The sequence below is a fragment of the Psychrobacter sp. Choline-02u-9 genome (genome assembly GCF_002836505.1).
Lineage (GTDB): Bacteria > Pseudomonadota > Gammaproteobacteria > Pseudomonadales > Moraxellaceae > Psychrobacter.
Window position 1 is genome coordinate 1 of record NZ_PJBF01000034.1, and the last position, 316, is coordinate 316.

Consider the following 316-nt stretch of genomic DNA (forward strand, 5'->3'; position numbering starts at 1 on the left):
GTAGGTGTCTAGTACGTTTAGTAGTTCTACAACAGCTGGTTGGCCGTATTTTTCTTGTGAGCCTTTTAGGGCTTCAGTAGCAGAACCTTTAACGATAGGAGTGTCATCGCCTGGGAAGTCATAGTCGTTCAATAATTCACGAACTTCCATTTCTACTAGTTCTAACAATTCTTCGTCATCAACCATGTCACATTTGTTCATGAATACGATGATGTACGGTACGCCAACCTGACGTGAAAGCAAGATGTGCTCACGAGTCTGTGGCATAGGGCCGTCAGTTGCAGATACGACTAGGATTGCGCCGTCCATCTGGGCC

Annotated in this window: 1 protein-coding gene; it reads right to left on the reverse strand. The window is 45.9% G+C overall.

Annotated features, from left to right (window positions below; all coding sequences use genetic code 11):
* A partial coding sequence (locus CXF69_RS00640) for a GTP-binding protein (RefSeq protein WP_228706723.1) occupies positions 1-316 on the reverse strand: 316 nt, incomplete at both ends.